Raw genomic sequence first — 19,439 nt, 5'->3', positions numbered from 1 at the left:
GCGGTACCTTGACGGCGGAAACCATTGCAATATGGTCTGACCTAAAGGTCGATTCATATGGCCAGTGGTAGCGGTAACGCGCGACCTAAACGATAAATGGGGAGGCGAAATATGCACTTGATCCATAGCGCGACCACGCGCGACCAAAATCAGAAAATTCTTGCTCTGAAATATGGCGTATCGGCCATCGCGCTGAGCGCGATGCTGATCGGCGCGCCAGCGCTGGCCCAGACCCAGACCCAGGCCAAGCCCGCGAGCGACGCGCAGATCGTCGATGAAGTCGTCGTCACCAGCATTCGCAAGAGCCTGCAGAGCTCGCAGCAGCTCAAGCAAAGCTCGGAGATCATCGGCGACTCGATTACTTCCGAAGACATCGGGGCCCTGCCGGACCGGTCGGTCACCGAGGCGCTGCAGCGGATCCCGGGCGTGGCCATCAGCCGCTTCGCCGCCGGCGTTGATCCCGACCATTTCTCGGCCGAAGGCAGCGGCGTCGTCGTGCGCGGCCTGAACTTCGTGCGTTCGGAGCTGAACGGTCGCGACACCTTCTCGGCTAATAACGGCCGCGCCCTGAGCTTTGCCGACGTCCCGTCGGAACTGATGGGCGGCGTCGATGTGTTCAAGAGCCCGTCTGCCGACATGATCGAGGGCGGCATCTCCGGCACGGTCAACCTGCGCACCCGCCTGCCGTTCGACAGCAGCAAGCGCCTGCTCTCGGTTTCGGCGGAAGAGAGCTACGGCGACTTCGTCAAGAAGTGGGCTCCGACCTTCTCGGCGCTGTACAGCGACCAGTGGGACACCGAGGCCGGCACGTTCGGCCTGCTGCTGAGCGCCGTAGACTCCAAGCTCTCCACCCGCTCGGACGGCACGCAGGTGTCGAACTTCGGTTGCCGCACCGGCTTCACCAGCGCCCAGACCGCCAATCCGCAAGCCGCGACCTGCCCCGGTGGCGGCAAGGGCGTGTGGTTCCCGCGCGGCGCGGCGTTCCGCAGCACCGAGACCAAGCGTGAGCGCACGGGCTATGCTGCGGCCGGCCAGTGGCGCAGCAACGACGACACCATGTTGGCCACCTTTCAGTACCTGCGCTCGGAATCGACCCAGTCCTGGACCGAGCACGCAATCGAAATCGCCACCGACAACGTGACCTCGAACGGTGACTCGCGTCCGATCGACGGCACCACCTTCGGTGTCGACAGCAACGGCGTCTTCACCAATGGCGTCATCACCGGTCCGCAAGGTTGGCGTGATGACCAGTTCAGCGCCGATCCTCGCGTGCCGAGCTTTGGTCTGCAAAGCAACAACGTCAATCGCAATGTCGAGCAGACCTATCTGACGTCTGACTACGGCTTTAACTTCAAGTGGACGCCGAACGATCGCCTCGGCGTAGCCTTCGACTACCAACACGTCGACTCCACGGTCGATAATCTCGACGTGGGCATTTGGGGCTCAAGCTTCCAGAACCTGAACCTGAAGCTGAATGGCTCGGATCTTCCGGAGTTCACTTTCATCCCACCGGCCAGCGGGGCTAGCATCCCGCCCTGCTCGCCGCCCAGCGGCACCTGCTCGACCTACTTCAACGCACCGAATGACAACTTCCAAAGCCCGCACAACAGCTTCTGGCGCTCGGCGATGGACCACATCGAACAAAGCGAAGGAAAAGAAGACGCCGCAAAGATCGACGTCGATTATCGCTTCGCGGAGAACAGTTGGCTAGAATCGGCCCGGGTCGGCGTTCGCTGGGCCGAGCGCGATCAAACAACCCGTTTCTCGACCTATAACTGGGGTGTGCTGAGCGAAATCTGGGGCGGCGGCGGCCCGGTCTGGTTCGATGATCAGATCAACGGCTCGCCGACAACGCCCGGCGGTTCGACCAGCGCGGCCCAGACCACGCTCTACCCTTTCACCGACTTCATGCGCGGTCAGGTGCCGGTTCCGACTGGTCTCCAGGCCCGGCCGTTCTACAATGACAACTCGGCCAAGGACTATGCCGCCATGACGGCCTTCGCCCTGAGCGTCGGTGACGAGTGGCGGGCCCGTAACGGCGGCAATGGCTGCCCGCAGAACTGGGTTCCGCTCGCTCAACGCTGCGGCGTGGTCGCCGGTACGCCGTTCTTGCCGGGTGAAATCAACCCGATCAATGAAAAGACCCAATCCGCTTACGGCATGCTGCGCTTCAGGCATGAATTCGACGGCGACATCGGTGTCAGCGGCAATATCGGCCTGCGCTATACCAAGACGAAGCGCGAGGCTTCCGGCTTCCTGTCCTTCCCGGCCTCAAACCCGCCGAGCGACCAGTCCTGCCTGGACTCTCTCGCCCGATACAACGCTCAGCCTAATCCGAAGCCTGCGTTCGCACCGACAGACTTCTGTTCACTGCCCGCGACCACCCGGGCCGCGACACGTCTTTTCTCGAACGGCGCCACCACCCCGACCGTCGCGCGTGCCACCTTCGAACATTGGCTGCCCAGCGTAAACGTGAAGGTTGCTCTGCCCAACAAGGTGCAACTACGCTTCGCCGCCTCGAAGACCATCACGCCGCCGGACATCGGTTTGACCCGCAACTACTACAATGTGGGTCTGGACCTCTCTGACACGGGGATCGCCGGTCCTCCGCTGACCGCCACCAGCGTCAGCGGCAACCTGACGGTCGGCAATCCCTATCTTAAGCCGACGAAGTCGTTCAATTTGGACGGTGCGGTGGAATGGTATTTCGCGCCGGTCGGCTCGCTAACCTTCGCGGCCTTCTACAAGGAACTGAAGGACGTCGCGACGAACTCGACTGCGCGTATTCCGTTCACCAACAACGGCGCTACCTTCGACGTGGCCATCACCACGCCGGGCAACTCGGACCAGACGGCCAAGGTCAAGGGCTTCGAGATCGGCTATCAGCAGTTCTACGACTTCCTGCCCAAGCCGTTCGACGGGTTCGGCATCAACGCCAACTACACCTACATCGACAGCAAGGGCGTGCCGCAAAGCACGCTGTCGGCGACCGACCCCGACGTGGCCGCCGGCCGGGTCTCGACCGTCGACACCAGCCTGCTGCCGCTGCAAGGTCTGTCCAAGCACAACGTCAACTTCGCGGGCATCTACGAGAAGGGTCCGATCTCGGCTCGCCTGGCCTACAACTGGCGTTCGGACTTCCTGCTGACCGTCCGCGACGTGATCGTGCCCTATGCCCCGATCATGAATGAGGCCACCGGCCAGTTGGATGGGTCGCTGTTCTACACCGTCAATCCCAAGGTGAAGATCGGCGTGCAGGGCGTGAACCTGACCAACGAGGTCACCAAGACCACGCAGGTCCTGAACAACCAACTGCTCAAGGCTGGACGGTCTTGGTTCATGAACGACCGGCGCTACACCTTCGTGGTGCGCGCCAGCTTCTAAGGTCGATGGCGTCCGGCCGGGGCCTGCCCCTCGGTCGGACGTCCGCGGCCTCGGCTCCGGCCCGGTGGGGCGGAGACATTCGGTTCCTAGGACTTCGCCGCGCCCTGTCCCACGGGGCGCGGCGCTTTCGTTGAAGGCTGCGTGATGACCTCTTCTTCCATCCTTTCCCGACGCCAGGCTCTGGCTCTCGGCCTCGCAGGCGCGGCAGTCCTGGGCGGCGGTTCGGCTCAGGCGGCGCAAACGCCGTCGCTGGCCAAGCTGGCCAAGGCCAAGGGGGTGCAGTTCGGCAGCGCCGTCGGCGCCGGTCCGACCGGCTCGCTGACCGGTTCGTTCGAGGACGCTCGCTATCGCCAGGTGCTGATCAACGAGTGCGGCGTGCTCGTGCCGGAAAACGAACTGAAGTGGTACGTGCTGCGGCCCGACGCCGAGACCTTCGCCTTCGAACGCGCCGACCGCATCGCCGCCTTCGCCCAGCAGAACGACATCGCCCTGCGCGGCCACACCCTGCTGTGGCATCACCCCCAGTGGTTCCCTGCCTGGCTGAAAGCCCACGACTTCGGCAAGGGTCCGGCGGCCGCCGCCAACGCCGAGGCCATGCTGGTCGACCACATCACCAAGGTCGTGGCGCACTATCCGCAGATTCGGTCCTGGGACGTGGTCAATGAGACGGTCGATCCCAAGGACGGTTCGGTCCGCCACACAGTGTTCTCCGACGCCATGGGCCAGGCGCAGACGCTGGACGTCGCCTTCCATGCCGCCCGCGCGGCGGCGCCCAAGGCTCAGTTGGTCTATAACGACTATATGGGCTGGGAAGCCGGCAACGAGGCCCACCGCGCCGGCGTGCTGAAGCTTCTGGAAGGCTTCCGCAAGCGCGGCGCGCCGGTCGACGCCCTCGGGGTCCAGAGCCACCTCGGCACCGAAGATCCGGCCGCGCCTGGTAGCCTGGGGCGGCCCCAGGAGAAGGCTTGGCGCGCCTTCATCGATGAGGTGACCGGCATGGGCTACGACCTGCTGATCACCGAGTTCGACGTCAACGATCACGATCTGCCCCCCGGCGTCGCTGCGCGCGACGCCTCCGAAGCCGCCGTCGCCAAGGGCTATCTGGACCTGATGCTGGACTATCGTCAGACCAAAGCGGTGCTGGCCTGGGGCATGGTCGACAAGTATTCCTGGCTGCAGACCTTCACCCCCCGCAAGGACGGCCTGGCCAAGCGGGCGACGCTCTATGACGACGCCTACCGACCCAAGCCGTTGCGCCAGGCCGTGGCGGCCGCCTTCCGGGCCGCGCCGGAGCGGACCTGAGCCTCGCGTTCCGACCGATCATCGCGGCGCGTTATCTAGAGCCTGCCGTTGACACCCATTCCCGGTAAGCTTCCCGCCATGACCCTGTCGTTCCAGCCCCTTGACGAGCGCCACGATGTCACGCGCCAGATCCTGCGCGAGGAGATCGTACCGGCCTACCGTCCGGTGGTGCTGCGCGGCTTCGCAGCCGACTGGCCGGCGGTGGCGGCGGGACGGGCAGGGGCGAGGGCCGCCGCCGACTACCTGAAAGGCCTGGACCAGGGCGCGCCCGTCGAGGCCTTCGTTGGCGCGCCGGACATCAAGGGGCGGTTCTTCTACCAGGACGCCGAGCGGTCGGTGAATTTCGAGCGCCGGCCCGGCGCGATCTCGGCGATCCTCGACGACCTCCTCGCCCTGGGCGATCAGGTCGATCCGCCGTCGGTCTATGTGGGCTCAGCGCCGACGCCCAAGGTGTTGCCGGGGTTCGCCGAGGCCAACCGCAACCTCTTGCTGGACATCCCCGTCGACCCCCGCATCTGGTTCGGCAACGCGGTCACCGCCCAGACCCATTACGACATGGCCGACAATATCGCCGTCGTGGTGGCGGGCCGGCGACGCTTCACGCTGTTTCCACCCGAGCAGACGGCCAATCTCTATGTCGGGCCGCTTGACTTCACCCTGGCGGGTCAGCCGATCAGCATGGTGTCGCTGGATGAGCCCGATCACGCGCGCTATCCCAGGTTCGCCCAAGCCGTCGAGCATGGCCTGAGCGCTGAACTGGGCCCGGGCGACGCGATCTACATCCCGACCCTGTGGTGGCACCACGTGCGCTCGCTGGACTCGCTGAACGTGCTGGTGAACTATTGGTGGCGCGACCTGCCGCCCGAGGCCGGGTCGCCGTTCAAGGTGTTGGTCCACGGCCTGCTGGCGGTTCGTCACTTGCCGGCTCCGCAACGCGCCGCCTGGCGGGCGATCTTCGACCACTACCTGTTCGAGGTGAACGGCGATCCCGCCGCCCATCTTCCGGAGGACCGCAAGGGCGTGCTGGGTCCGCTGTCGCCCCGTCTGGCGCTGAACATCCGGGCGTTCCTGAAGCGCGCCTTCGGCTAGCCCGCTCCCGAAGGTCCTCGCCCACAGGGGGAAGACTTGAGCTAGAGCATTTTTCGAGCGAAGTGGTTCCGGTACGCGTGAAGAAAAATGCGTCAAAACAGAAGATTAGAGCTCACGGCCTGACGCAGTCAGGTTGGGAAATGCTCTAACCGCATACCGTCGAGAGCGCCTGGACATCCCAGGTCTTGATCGGCACGCGGAGACCTCGCGCGACCATGGCGTTCTCCAAGGTGACCGACGCCGTTGTCGGAGCGGAACTGAAGTCGGCGGCGTAGAACGGATGGCGCTCTGCCGTGTCCAAGGTGACGAGGCGGGCTCCCTGGCTCTGATAGAAGGCCAGCAGACGCGGCAGCAGACGGGCGTCGAGCGCCCCCTCATGCATCAGCAGCACATAGGGAATGTCCTTGCCGTACAGGCTGTGGGCCATGGCGCGGGAATAGTTGAAGCTGTCCTTGGCGGCCTGGAGATAGCTGGTCTCCAGCGCGGTGATCGCCGCCGTATCGCCCTTGGCGACACAACGGGCATAGGGCTCGTTCCAAGCCCAGTCGTCGAAGCTCATGGTCACGCTGGCGATGCGGTAATGGTGCTGGTCCAGGAACTGGCGGGCGGCGTCGCGCTTTTCGGGCGTGTCGCCCTCGTCGAGGAACGGAAAGCGCAACCAGCGCCAGTCGGCGCCGGCCATCTGCTTCTCCAGCACCGGCTCGTTGCGGATCAGGTCGGCCTGCCAGTCGGCCAGGCTGTTCTTGCTCAGCGCCATGTGCGACCAGGTGTGATTGCCCAGCGGGTGGCCCGCTGCGCGCCAGAGGCCTAGCACGGCGGCGGACTCGGGTTCACGCTCTTCCTGCACCGCATTGACGAAACCATAGACCGACGGGGCGCCGGCCTCATGCAGGGCGGCCAGGATTTGCTCGGCGATCCCGACCCGCGTCTGGCCGGGGGGCAGGGCGCTGTGAGCAGGCAGGTCGTCGAAGGTGAGGGCGATCTCGATGGGTTCTGGCTTGGCCAGGACGGGGCTGGCGACGGCGGTCAAGGCGACCAGGCCGTATAGCGACACGACGCTCGTGAATGACATCATGTTTCCACCCCAGGGTCATTATCGTCACTTGGCGTGACAACTGTCTTGGCGGGCAAGACCGCGTCCCGCAGCATGAGAGTGGCAAGAACTGGCCATCGTGACCAGCCGTCATGAGATAAAAAGGTAGCGGTACCGGTGGTTCACTGATCTGTTTTCCACGGCGCGCCGCGCCAAGGCGACCTTGAAGTCTTATCGTTCCGAGCGCTCGACAAAGGCGTTGACGCCGGCCTCGCCGGGGCCATTGACGGCTAGCGCCGAGGTTGGCGACTGACCGCGTGGTGCGCAGACTTGCAGCGGATTGCGAGAAGAGGCGGCGTCGGCGCCATTCCTGACCTCGCCGCCAAGGTTTGGGGTTGAACCCCATGGCCACGAAGCGGATTGCCGTCCTGAACCTCGTTTAGGAAGGACCAAGACTGATGCGTACCTCGATCTGCGGTGCTGTGGCGATGATGGCGACGATCGCGGCCTTTTCGGGATCGGCCCTGGCCCAGCAACCCGCGCCGACCACGCCAGTTGCCGGGCAAATGGCCACCAAGGCGTTCCTGACCCTCGACACGCCGATCGCGGTGATCGTCGCCGATCCTGCGGGCAAGGCCGTGCTGGACAAGGATGTGCCCGGCCTGACCGACCACCCGCTGTACGACAGCTTCAAGACCCTGTCCCTCAAGGAACTGCAGCCCAAGATGGGTGGCGGCATCGGTGACGACGCCATGGCCGCGACGGCGCGAGATCTGGCGGCGCTGGACCTGACCAAGAAGCGCTGACGCCTAACGCGCCTCGAGAGCCAACAGGCCAAACAGCGCGCCTTCGGTGTCGGACAACCGCCAGCCGCGATGCACAAATACCGCGCCGCGCCGGAAGTCGTCGGCCACGGCGCGGCGCAGGGCGGACAAGGCCTCGGGCTCGCGGCCCCGAGGAAACAGCCGCGCGACCAGGGCTGTGACTGTGGTCGGCGCGCGGCCGGCCAGCCAGGCCTCTCCCACCCGCGCGGCGGCGGTCAGGTCTAGTTCGCCGAACAATCGTGCCTTGGGGTTGCTCGGGACGGCGGCGGCCAGCGATGGCAAGCCGGCGCTGGCCGTGACGACGAACAGGGCGGCCAGCAGGTCGCGGCGGGCGAGGGCGGTCATCGGTCGGCTCCGAGCTCTTGTTTCAGATGATCGGCCAGGCGCATCACCAGGGCCAGGATCGTCAGGGTGGGATTGGCGATGCCCGAGGTTGGGAAAACCGAGCTGCCGGCCACGTACAGATTGCCGGTTCCGTGCACCTTCAGGTCCGGATCGACCACGCCCCGCTTCGGATCGGCGTTCATCCGCGTCGTGCCCATGTGATGGCGCGAGGCGCTTGAGATCGCCAGCAGTTGGCTCCGCTTGATCGGCCAACAGAAACGGCCCTGGCCAGCGGCGCCCAAGGCGTCGCCGAACCCGGCGGTCGAGCGTTCCAGGCTGTCCCAGTCGGTCTTGCCGTAGGTCCTTTCCAGTCGGATGCGCGGCAGGCCAAGTGGGTCCTTCGCCGAGGCGTCCAGGGTCACGCGGCTGTCGGGATTGGGGAAGTGCTCGGACATGGCGAAACAGCCCAGGAGCTGGCCGCCGCCGGACATGCCGCCGTCGAGGGTCGTGGCGACCTGGCGGAGCGCCTTGGTGTCGGCCTGGGCGATCCCGGTCTCATCGGCCGCGTAGAGCGTGACGGTGAAGTTACCGGCTCCCATCCGCTCTTGCGCCGGCGCGCCGCTGGCCAGCACGCAGTGGGGGCTGGTGCGGGTGGGATTGAGATACAGGCCCATCGGCGCGTCGCGCGACACGTGGACGGCCGAGGCTTCGCTCTCGGCGTCGCCGTCCACCGAATAGGTGACATGGCCCTGGAAGAACCGGCCGACGAGGTCGTGGGTGTTGCCGACGCCTCCCTTGTGGACCCCATTGGAGGCCAGCAGCAGCCGGACGTTCTCGATGCCACCGACCGCCAGAACATAGGTTTTGCCGCTCGCCGTGTGTCGCTTGCCGTCAAGGCAGGCCACGTCCAGCCCCCCGACCTGGTCGCCGGTCGGGTTCAACCGGATCTGGGTGACATTGGCGTGCAGATAGACCGTGATGTTGGCGGCATCCGCGAAATCGGTTCGAAAACGGTCGAAGGCGGCCTTGTCGCTGCCGCCCGAATAGCGGGTGAAGGCGCGCGGGGCCGAGAAGAAGCCGTCCTCCGCGTCGAGGGCCAGCGGCGTGCGGGTTGGGTCTTTCAGGAGGGTGTTGTCGCGATCAAAGCGGGGGATCTCCAGCAGGTCGCAGGCCCGGTCGTAAAAGCCTTGCATCTGCTCTCGGGTCACCGGCCAGCCGCTGTGCGGCGCCCACGGACGGGCCGCGAAGTCGGCGGGATCTAGCGGCGCGCACTTGCCGCCCCAGATCATGCCCGAGCCGCCCAGCACCCGGGCCCGCGACTGGGCGGGATAGTCGTCGAACGGCTTGTCGGGATTGTCCGGCGCGCGCACCATGGCCGAGCCGGCATAGAGGCCCTGGATTTCCATGTCCAGCTCGCGGCCGCCGCTTTCCAGGATCGCGACCTTCAGCGCCCCGCCGGCCAGCTCCTTGGCCAGGGTGATCCCGGCCAGGCCGCCCCCGATGATCAGCAGATCGGCCTGGATTCGGCTGGCGTCAGGCAAGGTTCGGGCGTCGATGAAAGCCATCGTGTTTCCTGTCGGTGTTGCGTGGGAGGTGAGGGCGCGCGGCTAGAGCAAGCCGCGCGATATAGGAATCGCACGGCTTGCTCTAGACTTCTGTTTTCGCATCGCTTTTGCGGAAAACCGGTGGCCACTTTTCCGCGCGATGCTCTAGGCGCGCGCGCCCTTGGCCTTGAGGTAGTCGACGATCTCGCTGTGACCGTGCTTGAGCGCCTCGCCGAGCGGCGAGCGGGTTTGGCCTCGATTGGCGGGCACGGCGCGGTTCACGTCCGCGCCCTTCTCAGCGAGGTAGCGCACCGTGGCCAGGTCGCCGGACTGGGCGGCGTTGATCAGCGGGGTTTCGTCGCCGGGCACGAAGGACTCCACCGACGCGCCGTGCTCGACCAGGGTCTTGACGATGGCCAGGTCGCCGCTGCCCGCCGCCGCGATCAATGGGTCGCCGTCGCCGCGCACGGCCTTGCCGGCGTCGGCGCCCTTGGCCAATAGCAGCTCGACGAAGTCGAGCCGTCCGGAGCGGGCAGCTTCGATCAGTGGGCTGCCGTCGCCGAGGGCCGCGCGGTTCACATCGGCGCCCTGGTTGATCAGGTAGCGGACCGTCGCCAGGTCACCGGAGCGGATGGCGTTGATCAGCGGCGTGTCGTCGCCGGGGACATAGGCGTTCACCTCGGCCCCGCGCTCGACCAGCGCCTCGACGATGTCGGGCCGACCCTCGGAGGCGGCCGCGATCAGCGCATTCCCGTCGCCGCGCGAAGCCAGATTGGCGTCGGCGCCCCTGGCCAGCAGAAGCTCGACAAGGTCGGCCCGTCCTGAGCGCGCGGCTTCGATCAGTGGCGTGCCGTCGCCCGAGGCCTTGAAGTCGACATCGGCGCCGGCCGCGATGAGGGCCTTGGCCTCGCTGGCGTCACCGTCGCGCACGGCCTTGAACAGCGGGCTGCGGCGGTCGCGTGCCTTGTCGTGGGCCGTCTCCTCGCGGGCGTCCTGGACGCTGTCTTGGTGGACGATGCGGGCGGGCTGGGCGGCCCAGACGGCGAAGCCCGCGCCCAGGGCCAGGGCGGCGACGGCGGCGGCGCCGATCAGGCGGGTGGCGCGGCCTTGGCGGTGCTGGGTGAGCATGACAAACCTCTCCTTGAGTTGGGTGTTGGCCGCGGCTGGCCAGTGGCAGCCGAGCGGCGGCGCGAAGGGCGCCAGTTGGGTCTTCAGCATCGCCTCGCCGTAGGCGCGGCGGGCGATGGGAAAGCGGGTCAGGACGGCGGCGTCGCAGGCGATCTCCTGGTCGATCCGCAGGCGCTGGGCGCCCAGATGGACCAGGGGATTGAACCAGAACAGGCACTGGACCGCGGTGGTAAGGGCGTTGATCTGGGCGTCGCCGGCCGCCAGGTGGTTGCGCTCGTGGGCGAGAATCAGGGCCTGCTCCTGCGGCGTGAAGCGCAGCGCGAAGTCGGCGGGTAGAACGAGCTTGGGCAGGAAGGCGCCGATCACCGCGGGGCCGACGCCGACATGCTCGGCGTGGAACAGGTCCGCCTCGCCGCGAAGACGGCCCAGCGACCGCACGAACCGGCGCTGGCGCGCGGCCTGGACACCGAGGGCCAGCAGGGCGACCAGGGCCCAGGCGATGACCAGCGGGCCTTGCGGGTCCCAGTCCTGAATGCGCGGCGTGGACCTGAGGAGCGCGACAGCGGGGGCTGGTTGGGCGGCAATGGCCGACGGCTGCGCGGCAGCGTCGACGGCGACGGCGACGGGCCGGAGCTGCGCAATGGGGATCGTCACGGTGCGCGCGGGCAGTATCACCGCCACGACCGCCAGCGGCGCGACCAGCCAGAGACCGTAGGCGGCGCGAGCGCCGAACAGGCCGCGAACCGGCCGGCGAAGCACCAGCACAAGCAGCACCGCCGCGCCGATCGCCAGGTTGGCGTGGACCAGAAGGGCCAGGAAGTCAGCGGCCATCGTCGTGCGCCTCCAGGATGCGGCGCAGTTCGGCGATGTCGTCGTCGCTCAGTCGTTCACGCTGCGAGAAGTGGCTGACCAGCGGCGCCAGGCGACCGTCGAACAGGCGATCCAACAAGCCCTGACTCTCGGCGTGAACATAGTCGCCCTGGGCCACCAGCGGCCGATACAGGAAGCGACGCCCGTCCTTCTCGGCGGCGATGGCGTCCTTCTTCAGCAGGCGGTTGAGCAGCGCCTTGACTGTGCCCTCGGCCCAGTTCTGCTCGTCCGCCAGCGTGGCGGTAAGGTCTTCGGCGGTCAGTGGGCTTTTCGCCCACAGCGCCTTCATGATCTGGCTTTCGGCCGTACTGATCCGCATGGAACCTCTCCTGGGCTCCTGCAACGATTACCGACGTAATCGTTCGGGTCAATCAGCGATTATGATTGTAAACGATATGTAATGGAGACGGCTAGGTCTTGGTGCCGCGCAGGGCGCCGGGATCGACGGGCGGCCGCGGACGATCACCGCCCGTGGAGCGCGGATCGCTAGTGCCCTTAGGTGCGGAGGGACGTGTGCCCGGATAGGTCTTCATGCGCCGGTGTCCTGATCGACTGGCGCGGCGGCTCGGCGGGCCTTTGTGCGCGCCAACGCCGGACGCAGCACCGGCGTCGGCGCCACAAGTTTCCAGACGAGCGGGAAGGCGAAGGCCAGCAGCGCGCACGCCGCAGAAAGCTCGAAGAGCCAGTTCATGGGGTCGATGTCTCGAAGGCCGGCCGCGTCGGAGCCGATCAACCACCTCGCGGCGGCTCGCTCTCGACGACCAAGTTCAGCATATAGGAACGCGCGAAACGGTTTATCAGGCCTCGTCGGCGGGAGGGTCTTCGATCATCGCGTTCAAGGCCAGGACGGCGGTCCAGGTGCGGCCGGTGATCCGGGTCCCGAGGGTTTTCTCGACCAGGCCATTTGTCAGTTTCGAGCCGCCCACGCCGTCGGGATAGATGGCGTAGATCTGACGGCTTTCGGCCCGCGCCTGTTCCGTACCGCGGATCGCCGCCCGCAGGGCGCCCATGGCCTTCTTGTCGGGCGTGTCCTTGCAGAACAGGGTCATCAGCCAGCCGGGATCGGCCGCCGCGAAGTCCGGGAATGGATTGGCGGCGACCAGGGCTCGCCAGGCCTCGGCCGTGCGGACATAGACGTCGGTGCGCAGGCCCAGCCGGGTCAACAGCTCGGTCTCCAGCTGGGTCTGCAGCTCGGCGCCGGTGCGCTCGCCGCTGTTGAAGATCAGGTCGCCGGGCTTGGGACCCATGCGCACGTCGGAGAAGCCCAGGTCCGTCACAAGGCCGGTCAGTTCGTCGGCGGAGATCAGGCGACCACCGGCGGCGTTGACGCCGCGGAGCAGGGCGATGTGCAGGGACATGGTCGGGCCTTTCGAACGAGGCGGTTGTCTAGCCCTTCGCGGCGGCGGCGTCGCTGAGCGATTTAGCCGTTGAGCGCCGCAAAGCCGCGTTCCAAATCCGCCTTCAGGTCCGCCACGCTCTCCAGCCCCACATGCAGCCGCAAAAGCGGCCCCTCCAGCGTCACGGGAACCGACCGGTTCTTCAGCTGTGGATCGCAGTGGATCGCCAGGCTCTCATAGCCGCCCCACGAGAAACCCAAGCCGAATATTTCGAGCGCGTTGAGGAAGGCGTGGACGGCCTTCTGCGAGGCGGGCTTCAGCACCACGCCGAACAGGCCGCAGGCGCCGGTGAAGTCGCGTTTCCACAGGGCGTGGCCGGGATCGTCCTCCAGGGCCGGGTGCAGCACGCGGGCCACCTCGGGGCGACCCTGCAGCCAGCGGGCGATCTCCAGGCCAGCGGCCTGGTGGGCGGGCAGGCGGACGGCCAGGGTGCGCAGGCCGCGCAGCACGGTATAGGCGTCGTCGGGCGACACCGACCAGCCGATGTCCCACATGGCGTCGCCCAGCTGGTTGCCGATGACGTTGTCGGCGGTGGCGGCGCTGCCCATGAAGACGTCCGAGTGGCCGCCCACATATTTGGTCAGGGCCTGCACGCTGATGGTCACCCCGTGGGCCAGGGGCTTGAAGTAAAAGCTGGCGGCCCAGGTGTTGTCGATCAGGGTCAGCACGCCGCGCGCCGTGGCCGCCGCGGCGATGGCGGGTAGGTCCTGCATCTCGAAAGTGAGCGAGCCGGGGGCTTCCAGCAGGATCATCCGGGTGCGCGGCGTGCACAGGGTCATCAGGGCGTCGGGCGACAGGGCTGGGTCGTAATAGGTCGTCGCTACGCCGAAGCGGGTCAGTACCCGGTCGCAGAACCGGCGGGTAGGCCTATAGGCGCTGTCGACCACCAGGATCTCGTCGCCGGACTTTAGCAAAGCCAGCATGACGCCGGTTATCGCCGCCAGGCCCGACGGATAGAGTGTGACGTCCGGCGAGCCCTCCAGCTCGGCCAGGGCCAGTTGCAAGGCGGCGGGCGAGGACAGGCCGGTAATGCCGTAGGTCAGCTGATTGTCGTCATACAGCGACGCGGCGTTGGGCAGCAGCACGGTCGAGCCGCGCTGGATCGGCGGATTAACGGTCCGCGCCAGCTTGATCCCGTCCCGCGACGGCGAGCCGGTGCGGACCAGGCGGGTTTCTTCATCCAGGGGCATGGCGCGGACTCGCGGTTCTCGGTGTTGCAGGTCCTCCCCCTGTGGGGGAGGTGTCGGCGAAGCCGACGGAGGGGGGTGATCGGCAGCTGGCGAGATGCCCAATGAATATCCCAACACTCCCCCCACCGGTCGCTTCGCAACCACCTCCCCCACAGGGGGAGGATTTTTGAAGTCAGGCCTCGCCCGTCGCCACCGGCACGTCCTCGCGCCCGCCCCATTCGGTCCAGGAGCCGTCATAGACTGCCGCTCTCGGCTTGCCGAGCCGCGCGAGCGCCAGAGACACCACCGAGGCGGTGATGCCCGATCCGCAGGTGGTGGCCACGGGCTTGGCGACATCGACGCCGGCCGCCTCGAACACCGCCGCCAGCCTTTCAGCGCTCAGCATCGTGCCGTCGGGCGCCAGAAGCCCCGCCAGCGGCACGTTGCGCGAGCCGGGGATGTGGCCGCCGCGCCGGCCTGCGCGGGGCTCGGGCTCGGCGGCGGTGAAGCGGCCGACGGGGCGGGCGTCGACCACCTGTTCGCGGCCGGTCTCGATATTGCGCTTGATCTGCTCGATCGAGCGGACGAGGTCAGCCTGGAAGCGCGGGGTGAAGTGGCGCTCCTGGGGCATGACCACGTCGTCGTCCACCGGCCGTCCCTCGGCGATCCACTTGGGCAGGCCGCCGTCCAGCACCACGACGTCCTCGTGGCCCATGGCCCGGAATTCCCACCAGACGCGGGCGGCGGGCAGGATGCCGGTGCTGTCATAGACCACGATCCGCGAGCCATCCCCCAGGCCCAACTTCTTGACCCGCGAGGCGAACTTGATCGGAGAGGGCAGCATGTGCGGCAGGTCGGAGGTCTCGTCGGCGATCTCGTCGATGTCGAAGAACACCGCGCCGGGGATGTGGACCGACTTGTATTCGGCCCTAGGGTCGCGCTTTGCGGCCGGCATGTGCCAGGACCCATCGACGATCCGCACGTCCGGCGCGTCGAGGTGCTCCTGCAGCCAGGCAGTCGAGACAAGGGGGTCTTGGGTCATGGCTTGGCCTTTCGGGGTCTGACTCGCCCCAACGCGAAGGGTGGGCAAGATCACGCGATCGGCGACGGGGAGCAAGCGCGACCTACATCCACGGCGGGGTCGGCAGGCCCTTCTCGGCGAGGAACGCTGGGTTGAACAGCTTGCTTTGGTAGCGCGAGCCGTGGTCGCAGAGGATGGTCACGATAGTGTGGCCGGGGCCCATGGCGCGGGCCATGCGGATCGCGCCGGCCACGTTGATCCCAGACGAGCCGCCCAGACACAGGCCCTCGTGCTGCACCAGGTCGAACACCTGCTCCAGCATCTCCTCGTCGCTGATCCGGAAGGGGTGGTCGACCACCAGGCCTTCGAGATTGGCGGTAATCCGGCCCTGGCCGATGCCTTCGCTGATCGAGGTTCCTTCCGACTTGAGTTCGCCGTCGGCGTACCAGCTGTAGAGCGCGGCGCCATGCGGGTCGGCCAGGCCGATCTTCACCGACGGCTTGCGGGCTCGCAGGGCCTGGGCGACGCCGGCCAGGGTGCCGCCCGAACCGATGGCGCAGATGAAGCCGTCGACCGCACCGTCGGTCTGTTCGAAGATCTCAGGGCCAGTAGTCTCGCAATGGGCCCGGCGGTTGGCGACATTGTCGAACTGGTTGGCCCAGACCACGCCATTGGGCTCGGTCCTGGCTAGTTCCTCGGCGAGGCGGCCGGAATAGCGAACATAGTTGTCGGGGTTGGAATAGGGGACGGCGTCCACCTCGACCAAGTGCGCGCCGAGCAGGCGAATGGCGTCCTTCTTCTCCTGGCTTTGGGTGCGCGGGATCACGATGGTGGTCTTGTAGCCCAGGGCAGAGGCGACCATGGCCAGGCCGATTCCGGTATTGCCCGCCGTGCCCTCGACGATACGGCCGCCCGGCCTCAGCAGGCCCTTCTCCTCGGCGTCGCGGATGATGCCCAGGGCGGCGCGGTCCTTGACCGACTGGCCGGGATTCATGAATTCGGCCTTGCCGAGGATCTCGCAGCCGGTCGCCTCGCTGGCGCGGTTGAGACGGATCAGGGGCGTGTCGCCGATGGCGTCCAGGACGCTGGTCTTGATGGTCATGGGGCGCTGGGCTGAGACGGGCTGCTGCGGAAACAAGAGTGCATGGTAGATCGTGCGCGGGCGAGCAGACGCAAGCCCAGTTTTCCTGAAGGCAAGGTTTGGTTCATGAGCAAACGGCAAGGCGCGCTGCGGCTGGTGTTGGGCGACCAACTGAGTGAGACCCTGTCGGCGCTGGCGGACCTGGACCCCGCCCACGACGTCGTGCTGATGACGGAGTCCGTCGCCGAGGCTACGGCCTGGAAACATCACAAGCAGAAGCTGGTCCTGGTCTGGTCGGCCATGCGCCAGTTCGCCGCCCGGCTGGAGGCGCGCGGCGTCCGGGTTCGCTATGTGCGGCTGGATGACCCGGCCAATACCGCCTCGATCGCTGGTGAGATCACGCGCGCCCTGGCCGAGGAGCCGGCGGAGCGGGTGATCCGCACCGTCTGCGGCAAGTGGGCCCTGGAAGAGCACCTGCTGGCCCTGGCGCACACGCTGTCGATCCCCGTTGAGGCGCGAGAGGATGATCGCTTCCTGTGCTCCCGCGCTCAGTTCGCCGCCTGGGCCGAGGGGCGCAAGGAACTGCGGATGGAGTATTTCTACCGCGAGATGCGCCGCCGCACCGGCCTGCTGATGGACGGCGACAAACCCGCCGGCGGCCAGTGGAACTTCGACGTCGAGAACCGCAAGAAATTGCCCGCCGGCGTGCGGCCGCCCGCGCGCCTGCGCACCGTGCCCAACGCCGTGACCCGAGATGTAATGACGACGGTCGAGGCGGGCTTCGAGGATCACTTCGGCCGCGTCGAGACCTTCGACTGGCCGACCAACCCGCAGGAAGCAGAGGCGATCCTCGACCATTTCATCGCCGACATGCTGGCCGGGTTCGGCGAGGCCCAGGACGCCATGAGTTGGGGACGGCCGTTCCTGTGGCACAGCCTGATCTCGCCGGCCCTGAACATCGGCTTGCTGGACCCGCTGGACATCTGCCGGCGGGCGGAGGCTGCCTGGCGGGCGGGCAAGGCGCCCTTGAACGCCGTCGAGGGCTTCATCCGCCAGATCCTCGGCTGGCGGGAATTCATGCGGGGGGTCTACTGGCTGAAGATGCCCGAATACGCCCTGCGCAACGCGCTCGACGCCGAAGGCAAGTTGCCGTGGTTCTACTGGAGCGGCGAAACCGACATGGCGTGCGTCGCCGACGCCGTGGCTTCGGCCCGCGACCATGCCTACGCCCATCATATCCAGCGGCTGATGGTCACCGGCAATCTGGCCATGCTGCTGGGCGTGCATCCAGACGCCGTGGATGACTGGTACATGGTGGTGTTCGCCGACGCCTATGAGTGGGTCGAGATGCCCAACACCCGCGGCATGGCCACCTTCGCCGACGGCGGCATCGTCGGCTCCAAGCCCTATGCGGCCAGCGGCGCCTATATCGATCGGATGAGCGACTACTGCAAAGGCTGTCGCTATGACGTGAAGGACCGCTTGGGCGAAAACGCTTGTCCGTTCAACGCGCTATACTGGGATTTTCTCGATCGACATGAGGCGCGCCTGGCCGGCCTGGGGCGGATGATGATGCCGCTCAAGACCCTGTCTCGCATGCCCGAAGCCGAGCGGGCGGCGTTTCGCGCCAAGGCGGCCGCGACGCGAGGCGCGATGGGTGTCTAGCCGACGTGGGTCTCGATGACGTTCAGCAAGGCCAGCGGACCGCCCGCCGTCGTGGCCGCGCACCAGACATTGTGCAGGCCCTCGACCTCGACCAGACGGTTCCCGACGGCGTCGATCATGATGCCCTCGGCGATATCGGACGACACCTCGCCCAGCAGCTGTTCTTCCTGCAGTTCGCCACACCAGGCGGTGACCGCATCGACCGCCGTCTCGGCGTCGAACTGGGTAATGTAGGTGCCGCCGTGGAAATCCAGGACCATGGTATAGAGGTTCATTGGGGGCCGACCTCTGAGACGCTTTGCGTCAGTGTACGCCCATCAAAGGTCGGACCGCGCGATCTAACTTGCTAGGCCCGCGCCACCCTATGCCCGGGAAAGCCCCAACTGGATCACATTGGTGCGCTCGGTCCGGAACCCGGCCTCGCAATAGCTGAGATAGAACCGCCATAACCGCCGGAAGCGCTCGTCGAAGCCCTGGCCCTTGATCTCGTCCCAGGCCGCCTCGAACCGATGGCCCCATTCAGCCAGGGTGTCGGCGTAGTTCTGGCCAAACCGGTCGATCCCGGTCCAGGTCAGGCCCGCGGCGGCGGTTTCCTGTTGCAGGCGCTGCTCGCTGGGCAGCATGCCGCCGGGGAAGACATAGCGCTGGATGAAGTCGGTCTGGACCCGGTAGTGGTCGAACAGTTCGTCGCGAATGGTGATGATCTGCAGGCCGGCCCGGCCGCCGGGGCTCAGCACCTCGCGGATCTTGCCGAAATAGGTCGGCCAATAGGCCTCGCCGACCGCTTCGAACATCTCGATCGAGGCGACGCTGTCAAACTGCCCCTGGACGTCGCGATAGTCGATCAGCCGGATGTCGGCCTTGTCGGCCAGGCCTTGGTCGAATAGGCGCCGCTTGGCGAAGTCGTGCTGGGCCTGGGAGATCGTGACGCCCGTGACCCGGGCGCCCACCTCCTTGGACGCGTATTCGGCGAAGCCGCCCCATCCGCAGCCGATCTCCAGCACGTGCTGGCCGGGCCGCAGATCGATCGACCGGGCCAAGGCCGCGTACTTGGCGCGCTGGGCCTGATCGAGCGACTGGCCGGGGGTTTCGTAGAGAGCGGACGAATAGGTCATGCTGGGGTCCAGCCAGCGTGAATAGAAGGCGTTGCCCAGGTCGTAATGGGCATGGATGTTCTTCTTGGAACCCTGCCGGTCGTTGCGATGAAAGAGGTGGTAGAGGCCATTGACCGCCCGCATCAAGGGGTTGCCGCTGACCAGGGCCGTCAGCTTGTCGAAGTTCAGGGAAAAGGCTTCCAGCACGGTCGACAGGTCTGGCGTGTCCCACTCGCCAGCCATGTAGCCCTCGGCGAAACCGATATCGCCAGAGGCCAGGGCCCGGCGGACGAAGCGGTAGTCGTGAACCTGGATCACGGCGTCCGGTCCGGGCGTCTTGCCGACGATCCGCAGTGACTTGCCCGTGGGCAGGATGAAGGTCAGCGTGCCCACCGCCCAGTTCTCGACGGCGATGCGTAGGGCCGAGCGAAAGGCGGCAGGGGCTCGGCGTAGCTCCGGGTCGCGGCCCAGGACCGACCAGGTGGCAGGCAGGATATCGGTCATCGACGGTCCC

General features: G+C 66.8%; 18 protein-coding genes. 5 read left to right on the top strand and 13 right to left on the bottom strand.

The window, feature by feature from the left end; genetic code table 11:
• The first annotated feature begins 111 nt into the window (after nucleotides 1–111).
• The 3 genes from ACP7AG_RS10030 (at nucleotide 112) to ACP7AG_RS10020 (ending at nucleotide 5,775) form a co-directional block, all read left to right on the top strand.
• Nucleotides 112–3,384: a TonB-dependent receptor gene (locus ACP7AG_RS10030; protein WP_426030699.1), complete on the top strand. Its 3,273-nt coding sequence runs from the start codon at nucleotides 112–114 to the stop codon at nucleotides 3,382–3,384.
• 144 nt (nucleotides 3,385–3,528) lie between these two features.
• Nucleotides 3,529–4,686, top strand: coding sequence for an endo-1,4-beta-xylanase (locus ACP7AG_RS10025; protein ID WP_426012198.1), 1,158 nt, complete (start codon nucleotides 3,529–3,531; stop codon nucleotides 4,684–4,686).
• A gap of 48 nt (nucleotides 4,687–4,734) precedes the next feature.
• On the top strand, nucleotides 4,735–5,775 hold the full coding sequence (locus tag ACP7AG_RS10020) for a cupin-like domain-containing protein (protein WP_426012196.1): 1,041 nt from the start codon (nucleotides 4,735–4,737) through the stop codon (nucleotides 5,773–5,775).
• Between the two features lie 145 nt (nucleotides 5,776–5,920).
• Here ACP7AG_RS10020 and ACP7AG_RS10015 read toward each other — a convergent pair whose 3' ends face one another.
• Nucleotides 5,921–6,850 carry a polysaccharide deacetylase family protein gene (locus tag ACP7AG_RS10015; RefSeq protein WP_426030698.1) on the bottom strand — a complete coding sequence of 310 codons (930 nt, stop codon included), beginning with the start codon at nucleotides 6,848–6,850 and terminating at the stop codon, nucleotides 5,921–5,923.
• 416 nt (nucleotides 6,851–7,266) lie between these two features.
• Here ACP7AG_RS10015 and ACP7AG_RS10010 point away from each other — a divergent pair, with 416 nt between their 5' ends.
• On the top strand, nucleotides 7,267–7,614 hold the full coding sequence (locus ACP7AG_RS10010; protein ID WP_426012192.1) for a hypothetical protein: 348 nt from the start codon (nucleotides 7,267–7,269) through the stop codon (nucleotides 7,612–7,614).
• A gap of 3 nt (nucleotides 7,615–7,617) precedes the next feature.
• On the opposite strand, the gene ACP7AG_RS10005 is transcribed toward ACP7AG_RS10010, so the two are convergent.
• The 10 genes from ACP7AG_RS10005 to ACP7AG_RS09960 all read right to left on the bottom strand — a co-directional run bounded on the left by ACP7AG_RS10005 (nucleotide 7,618) and on the right by ACP7AG_RS09960 (nucleotide 16,187).
• Nucleotides 7,618–7,977, bottom strand: a complete 360-nt coding sequence (locus tag ACP7AG_RS10005) for a hypothetical protein (protein WP_426030697.1) — start codon at nucleotides 7,975–7,977, stop codon at nucleotides 7,618–7,620.
• Entirely contained in the window at nucleotides 7,974–9,521 is a 1,548-nt protein-coding gene (locus tag ACP7AG_RS10000; RefSeq protein WP_426030696.1) for a GMC oxidoreductase, read from the bottom strand. Before ACP7AG_RS10000 ends, ACP7AG_RS10005 begins: the two co-directional genes overlap by 4 nt.
• Before the next feature lie 144 nt (nucleotides 9,522–9,665).
• Nucleotides 9,666–11,459 (bottom strand): M56 family metallopeptidase, encoded by a 1,794-nt coding sequence (locus ACP7AG_RS09995; RefSeq protein WP_426030695.1) that lies wholly within the window; start codon nucleotides 11,457–11,459, stop codon nucleotides 9,666–9,668.
• Complete coding sequence (locus ACP7AG_RS09990; RefSeq protein WP_426030694.1) at nucleotides 11,449–11,817, bottom strand: BlaI/MecI/CopY family transcriptional regulator; 369 nt, start codon at nucleotides 11,815–11,817, stop codon at nucleotides 11,449–11,451. Before ACP7AG_RS09990 ends, ACP7AG_RS09995 begins: the two co-directional genes overlap by 11 nt.
• Before the next feature lie 91 nt (nucleotides 11,818–11,908).
• Nucleotides 11,909–12,031, bottom strand: coding sequence for a hypothetical protein (locus ACP7AG_RS09985; protein WP_426012182.1), 123 nt, complete (start codon nucleotides 12,029–12,031; stop codon nucleotides 11,909–11,911).
• Entirely contained in the window at nucleotides 12,028–12,231 is a 204-nt protein-coding gene (locus ACP7AG_RS09980; RefSeq protein ID WP_426030693.1) for a hypothetical protein, read from the bottom strand. Before ACP7AG_RS09980 ends, ACP7AG_RS09985 begins: the two co-directional genes overlap by 4 nt.
• Before the next feature lie 64 nt (nucleotides 12,232–12,295).
• Nucleotides 12,296–12,856 carry a DUF1697 domain-containing protein gene (locus tag ACP7AG_RS09975; protein WP_426030692.1) on the bottom strand — a complete coding sequence of 187 codons (561 nt, stop codon included), beginning with the start codon at nucleotides 12,854–12,856 and terminating at the stop codon, nucleotides 12,296–12,298.
• A 62-nt stretch (nucleotides 12,857–12,918) separates the two neighbouring features.
• A complete protein-coding gene (gene metC, locus ACP7AG_RS09970; protein WP_426030727.1) occupies nucleotides 12,919–14,079 on the bottom strand; it encodes a cystathionine beta-lyase in 1,161 nt (386 codons plus the stop codon).
• Nucleotides 14,080–14,257: 178 nt separating this feature from the next.
• Nucleotides 14,258–15,106 (bottom strand): 3-mercaptopyruvate sulfurtransferase, encoded by an 849-nt coding sequence (gene sseA / locus ACP7AG_RS09965; RefSeq protein ID WP_426030691.1) that lies wholly within the window; start codon nucleotides 15,104–15,106, stop codon nucleotides 14,258–14,260.
• A gap of 82 nt (nucleotides 15,107–15,188) precedes the next feature.
• Nucleotides 15,189–16,187 (bottom strand): cysteine synthase A, encoded by a 999-nt coding sequence (locus ACP7AG_RS09960; protein ID WP_426030690.1) that lies wholly within the window; start codon nucleotides 16,185–16,187, stop codon nucleotides 15,189–15,191.
• A gap of 105 nt (nucleotides 16,188–16,292) precedes the next feature.
• On the opposite strand from ACP7AG_RS09960, the gene ACP7AG_RS09955 reads away from it, so the two are divergent.
• Complete coding sequence (locus ACP7AG_RS09955) at nucleotides 16,293–17,831, top strand: cryptochrome/photolyase family protein (RefSeq protein WP_426012172.1); 1,539 nt, start codon at nucleotides 16,293–16,295, stop codon at nucleotides 17,829–17,831.
• On the opposite strand, the gene ACP7AG_RS09950 is transcribed toward ACP7AG_RS09955, so the two are convergent.
• Nucleotides 17,828–18,106: a hypothetical protein gene (locus ACP7AG_RS09950; protein WP_426012171.1), complete on the bottom strand. Its 279-nt coding sequence runs from the start codon at nucleotides 18,104–18,106 to the stop codon at nucleotides 17,828–17,830. The two genes, ACP7AG_RS09955 and ACP7AG_RS09950, sit on opposite strands and share 4 nt — an antisense overlap.
• Before the next feature lie 87 nt (nucleotides 18,107–18,193).
• Complete coding sequence (locus tag ACP7AG_RS09945; RefSeq protein ID WP_426012169.1) at nucleotides 18,194–19,429, bottom strand: class I SAM-dependent methyltransferase; 1,236 nt, start codon at nucleotides 19,427–19,429, stop codon at nucleotides 18,194–18,196.
• Nucleotides 19,430–19,439 lie beyond the last annotated feature (10 nt).

This window comes from Caulobacter sp. DWP3-1-3b2 (genome assembly GCF_049896325.1).
In the GTDB taxonomy this organism is placed as follows: Bacteria; Pseudomonadota; Alphaproteobacteria; order Caulobacterales; family Caulobacteraceae; genus Caulobacter.
The sequence above is the reverse complement of the archived record's forward strand: the minus strand, read 5'-3'. Positions and strand labels throughout refer to the sequence as shown.